This window comes from Neobacillus drentensis, assembly GCF_036962765.1.
GTDB classification, from domain to species: Bacteria; Bacillota; Bacilli; order Bacillales; family Cytobacillaceae; genus Neobacillus; species Neobacillus drentensis_C.
In genome coordinates this window covers 19,187-24,847 of the sequence record NZ_JBALOS010000085.1, presented here as the reverse complement: position 1 = coordinate 24,847, position 5,661 = coordinate 19,187, and the positions used below count along the sequence as shown (strand labels likewise).

Sequence of the window (5,661 nt, the reverse complement as noted above, 5' to 3'; positions counted from 1 at the left end):
GGTGCCTGACACCTTTTTATTGATGCACTTTTGCATCTCTTTTACTTACTTTTCCTTATTTATTTGAATTCTTGGGTGAATCGGTCTTTTTTAATCGGTAACCAACATATAGGACCAAAAACCAAATAGGTGCGACGATTAAGGCGACTCTCATTTCCTCAATAAAAGCCATTAATACGACCACAAATGCTAAAAAAATAAGAGCGAGGTAACTTGATACTGGATAGAGCGGCATTTTAAATGCTAGTTTTCTTACTTCTTCTTTTGTTTTTGATTGCCGGAACTTTATTTGTGTAATCAGAATAATTGTCCAGCTAGTGATAACGGCTACGGTTGCGACTGAAGATATATACATAAATACTTTTTCAGGAACAATATAATTTAAAAATACGGCCACAAGTAAAATGGAGGACGAAAATAGAATGCCACGTTTTGGTGTCAAATGTTTGTTGAGCTTTCCAAAATAGTGGGGTCCGTTATTTTGGAGTGATAAATTGTAAAGCATTCTTCCTGTACTGAAAAGACCGCTATTAAAAGCAGACAAAGCTGCTGTTAACACAACAAAGTTAATAATATGTGCCGCACCAGGTATACCAACTTTATCAAAAATTAATACAAATGGACTGCCATTTGTCCCTACTTCGTTCCAAGGATATAAACTCATCATGATTCCTAATGCTGCAATATAAAAAATTAATATCCTCCAGACCACATTGTTAATGGCAGTTGGGATCGATTTACGAGGGTTCTTAGCCTCCCCTGCTGTAATACCGACCAATTCTACCCCGCCAAATGAAAACATGACCAAAACCAATGACATTAAAATACCTTGCAAACCATTTGGCATAAAACCGCCATGTGCCCAAAGATTGCTAAAACCGATTGGTTGACCCTGGTTGCCGATCCCTAGAAGGATCATTCCTAATCCAACCACAATCATTCCAATAATCGCAATCACTTTAATCATCGCGAACCAAAATTCAAACTCTCCAAATGCTTTTACACTAGTCAAGTTTATCATTGTGATCACAAGAAGTGTGGCAAGTGCTGTCAGCCATTGTGGAATATCAGGAAACCAATAATTCACATAAACACCGACAACTGTAATTTCTGCCATCCCGACAACAACCCACATAAACCAATAGGTCCAACCTGTTAAGTACCCCGCAAATGGCCCTAAATAACGATTAGCGTAGGAACTAAATGAACCCGAAACTGGCTCATCAACAGCCATTTCCCCTAACGCTCTCATAATGGTAAAAATAACTAGACCTCCAACTAAGTAGGAAAGCAAAATGGACGGACCTGCCATCTGAATCGTTGCACTTGAACCATAGAACAAACCGACTCCAATCGCCCCTCCTAGTGCAATTAACTGGATATGTCTGTTATTTAGACCTCGTTGTAAATTCTCATCTTTGTGATTTATGCCCACACCATGATTCCACCCTTCTTAATTATTCTATTAGAATAACTAAGTTAGATTTTCCTTTCCACATGAAAGAATATTCATTCAATTCAAACTTCTACTTCTAACTTCAATTATTACAAGAAATGCTCAGTAAAATATTCCTCTATTTCGTAATATTGGGTCGAATATGTCATTTATATAGGAATAATGTCATAATTCTATTTTACCCGTAATATTGTTCATCAAACTATAAAGAAATGTAACAGAAGCGTTCTGTAATTCGTGTACTAGCACATGATAAAGTAGTACCATACGAATTTACAGGAGGTAGCAACATGAAAAACAATTACATGAAAACATTAGTTGTAGCTTGTGTCGCTACATTTGCATCTATAGGTTTTCAAAATAATACGGTCGAGGCAATTACCAAATCTCCAGTTGTAAAAGAAGATAACCTTCAGGAACTGGGACAACAATTTGGATTAAACACAGAACATATAGAACAAGTTAATAATCGTCCTGACAATTGGGTTTATATACAAGAGATGTTGCAAAATCCTAATCAACCGAAAGTAGCAGCAAAAAAATCATCAAAACCTGAAATTAAAAAAAAAGAAAAAAAGAAACCAGCCGTTACAATTTCAAATAAAGAGAAAGACTTATTTGCCCGATTAGTAGAAGCTGAAGCAAAAGGTGAATCCTATGAAGGAAAAATAGCAGTTGCGACTGTCGTATTAAATCGAGTTGATTCTCCTGATTTCCCAGATACAGTTACAGGTGTAATTAAACAAGTCGTAGGGAATACCTATGCCTTTTCACCTGTTCAAAATGGTGAAATTAATAAGCCAGCATCTAATGAGTCAAAACGCGCAGTAGAAGTAGCACTAACTAGAGAAGATCGTTTAAATGATTCCATTTATTTCTACAACCCAAAAATTGCAGAGGATGAATGGATTCGTACTCGTACAGTAGTAAAGACGATTGGGGATCATGTTTTCGCAAAATAAAGAATAAAAAGCCGTTGAATGACGGCTTTTTTAGCTTGTAAACAACGTTCTTAATCATCCTTACGGTTGAAACCATTTAAAGGTTTGCTGCTTGAAAGGCATCTCCTCCCTCAATGGTGCCGTTTTTGAATCCTTTAGTAAACCAACGTTTCTTCCTCTTCTGTCTTCAACATTTGAGCTTTGCCGTCTTCCTTTCCATTTCATTTTTTACCTCCTCTAAAATACCAATAAACCATTACTATTTTGTTATACCCACAATAGAGCTGATTAAAATGGTATAGATTTTGAAATGGTTAACCTCAAAGCCGTGCTAATTCAAAACGGCCCCCGAATTCCGGGAGCCGTTTTGAATATCACTTATTGAACTGCCAGCTTAACAAGCTGTTGCCTAAGTTTAAATCAGCTTTCCCGCTACTCTTGGGAATTTTCATAACCTCCTCGAGTTAGGAACCATTACCAATATAACGATCAAGAAACTTAACCATTTCCTTATAGGCAATCATTTTATTTTTCTGTTTTAGGATGGAATGGCCTTCATCTTCGAAGCAAATAAAGTCAACTAAGTGATTTCGTTTCTTTAGTTTATCAACAATTTGCTCAGATTCTTTTATGTGGACACGCGGATCGCCCTTCCCGTGAATAACTAATAATGGGGTGGTAATTCGATCTGCATAATTTAATGGATCAATCCTATCAAAAAATTCTCCGTCTCTTTCAATTGTTCCATATTCACTCTCCCTATGCTTCTTACGCCACGGACTGGTTGTTTGAAGGAACGATCTTAGGCTGGACATTCCCACTATGTCAATAGCAGCGGACCAAAGCTGTGGATAGTGACTGATGGCAGCAAGAACCATAAACCCGCCATAGCTGCCCCCCATGATCCCGATCTTTTTAGAATCTACATTCCCATTCACCTTTAGCCATTCCACTAAAAAAACGAGATCCTTTACTGCGTCCATTCTTTTTCGGACATCATCCAAATGTGTAAACTTTTTTCCGTAACCAGTACTTCCCCGAATGTTTGGTGTACAAACGGCATAACCCTGGTTTAGTAAATACTGCAGAACGGGGTTATATACTGCACGAGCTTGACTCTCAGGCCCGCCATGAATGTAAATGACAGCTGGATGTTTTACAGTGGAATCTTTTGGCTTTGAATAAAAGGCGGGAATTTCGAGGTTATCAAAAGAGCGAAAGGTTATTAGATCCGGTTCAACAAATTTATTTTCCAGCACTGGTGAGCGGGAAACATATGTAAGCCTCTCCGCCAGTATGGTCTTTAGGTCAAGTTCCCAGATATCAGAAGGATATGCCGCTCCCCTAAACACATAGGCTAGTTTTTGGCTATCAGGGGAAAATTTTAGATTTGATATGACTCCGATTGGAGTTTTCCACGTATAAAGGCGACTGCGATTTATGTCTAGAAGTACCCCCTTGGAAATTCCTCCCTCATTTATCGAATAAGCTAACAAATTTTTATCACTACTCATAGCCAATTCCTCAAAATCCCACTTTCCCTGCTCTAGCCATTCGAAATGTTTGGTTTTTAAATTAATAAGGGCAAGCCCATAGAATTCTCTGTCTTTATTCGATAATAAATAAATATGGTCCGCATTCTTATTAAAATGGGCATCTTTAAAACTAGCTTCCCCTGTATGTTCTGTTAACCAGTTCATCGACCCTGTTGAAAGGTCGATTATGCCTAAATCATTATCTAGAGGGGAATTTGTCTTCTGGACCAAAATGGATTTACCATCAGGAGACCATTTAGCCACTGAAAATATCCCATCACCAGCATTCAAAAGACGGAAATCCAACGATTCCAGATTTTGAATATAGATATCAAAAAAAGCTGGATTCCGACGATTACTCGACCAGGCAATCCATTTTCCATCTGGAGAGCTTCCTCCATAACGGTGTATATGGTCAGGTGAGTTTGTCAACTCAATTATTTTCCCTTCTTCCTTAAGTAAATACAGTTGCTGATTTTCATTGCCGCCATCATCCATACCAATAATTAAATTAGATTTACCATTTAGATAGCTGATAAAGGTGATTCTTTCTTTTGTAAAGGAAGTTTGGACAGGCCATCCGTCACTGCCTTCCCCTAGATTAAGTTCCCAAACTTGTGGCAAACCAGTATAATCAGCGATAAAACTTATCTTGTGACCAATTGGATCGTATACTGGATTTTTGGCAAAGCGAACATGTAAATACGGTTCTATACCAATGGCAACCATAAACATCCCCCATTCCAATTAAGGCATTAATTGAACACTCAAGAGAATATGTAAAAGAGTCATGAAGAATGTCATGTATCTTTTATCCATTAGAAGGATCAATTAAGTTTGCATCACTCTATCCAATCCATTATATTTACAACCAATCCATATTATTCTATATGGCTAGAGTAATGTTTAATTACCTTTAAAAGAAAAACTTTTGAAACCTCACTTGTTTGATTCTGTCACTGATAAAGTAGAGTCTTCCCGTGTATGGGAAGACTCTTTCCTTTCCACTCCTTTATTCAATAATTAACTGAAAATTCACAAAAATGTTAAGCAGATTTAACAATCCTTCTTTAAGCTAAAGAAGTAAACAACTAGAGGATTTGGAGGCGAGAAAAGAGTGAGAGAAACATTGAATTGGAACGTATTGAAAAAAGCAGTAACTGCTTTAGTTCTTACGACTACCTTAGCTGCGGGCATTGTTATGGCCTCTGGTGAACCGGAGACACCAGGCGTACCCAATAACACCGAGATTACTAAGAACCGTTTCATTCAAGTGCAATTACTCGGCGTAAACGATTTGCACGGTCAATTAAACATCACCCGCAAATTTAACCGAAGGGATGTGGGCAGTGTTGAGTATCTAGCTGCCTATTTGAAGCAAAAGAAAGCGGAAAACAAAAATACCCTTTTAGTCCATGCAGGTGACATGGTCGGCGCAAGTGCACCCGTCTCCTCGCTTCTGCAAGACGAACCAACGATTAAAGTATTAAACAAAATTGGCTTTGACTTAGGAACCCCAGGAAATCATGAATTTGATCAAGGCGTGCAAGAAATGATGCGGTTGATCCATGGCGGGTTCCACCTCAAAACAGGATTTTTTGAAGGTGCTCAATTCCCCTATATATGTGCTAATGTAATTGATGTAAAGACGCGTAAACCACTCCTCCCTCCCTATAAAATTATCAGTCTGAATGGAATATCTATCGGATTTATTGGCATTGTATTGAAC

The 5,661-nt window shown here is 38.0% G+C and carries 5 protein-coding genes; 2 read left to right on the top strand and 3 right to left on the bottom strand.

The genetic code is table 11. The features are described from left to right. Window positions 1-55: 55 nt before the first annotated feature. Complete coding sequence (locus V7137_RS12425) at window positions 56-1,435, bottom strand: amino acid permease (RefSeq protein WP_335698378.1); 1,380 nt, start codon at window positions 1,433-1,435, stop codon at window positions 56-58. A 311-nt stretch (window positions 1,436-1,746) separates the two neighbouring features. Between V7137_RS12425 and V7137_RS12420 the strand changes: the two genes are divergently transcribed. After that, complete coding sequence (locus V7137_RS12420) at window positions 1,747-2,418, top strand: cell wall hydrolase (protein ID WP_335698377.1); 672 nt, start codon at window positions 1,747-1,749, stop codon at window positions 2,416-2,418. A 60-nt stretch (window positions 2,419-2,478) separates the two neighbouring features. Here V7137_RS12420 and V7137_RS12415 read toward each other — a convergent pair whose 3' ends face one another. Then, window positions 2,479-2,622: a hypothetical protein gene (locus V7137_RS12415; RefSeq protein WP_335698376.1), complete on the bottom strand. Its 144-nt coding sequence runs from the start codon at window positions 2,620-2,622 to the stop codon at window positions 2,479-2,481. A 239-nt stretch (window positions 2,623-2,861) separates the two neighbouring features. Then, window positions 2,862-4,661, bottom strand: a complete 1,800-nt coding sequence (locus V7137_RS12410) for a S9 family peptidase (RefSeq protein WP_335698375.1) — start codon at window positions 4,659-4,661, stop codon at window positions 2,862-2,864. 388 nt (window positions 4,662-5,049) lie between these two features. Here V7137_RS12410 and V7137_RS12405 point away from each other — a divergent pair. Beyond that, window positions 5,050-5,661, top strand: a 612-nt coding sequence (locus V7137_RS12405) for a metallophosphoesterase (protein ID WP_335698374.1), incomplete at its 3' end; no start/stop codon positions are given.